At 60.7% G+C, this 295-nt stretch carries 1 pseudogene; it reads left to right on the top strand.

The features are described 5' to 3' along the window. Positions 1-149 (top strand): annotated as a pseudogene (locus AC27E8_RS12995) (IS256 family transposase); the annotation flags it as partial. Positions 150-295: the final 146 nt, after the last annotated feature.

Here is a 295-nt window from a genome sequence, read left to right on the forward strand (position 1 = left end):
GGGAGGCCGTGCTGCGACTCGCAGGCGCCATTTTGCAAGAGCAGCACGAAGAGTGGATGGTGGCACGGAGGTACTTCAGCTTGGAGTCGATGGCCAAGTTGAAACCGAATCAGCCCCAACTCGCGGCAGCGGCATGGTTGCACAAATAGACGGATGCGGCGAGGTGATGCGACCACGCACACCGAGGCTTTGGCCCTAACGAATTGGAATCGACCGTCGAACGCCCGTCAAGGGCGTCCAAGAGGGACGAGCGAAGCGCCCCTTGACGGAGCGTGACGGAGGTCGATAAAGTTCG

Source organism: Alicyclobacillus sp. CIJ1, assembly GCF_057538885.1.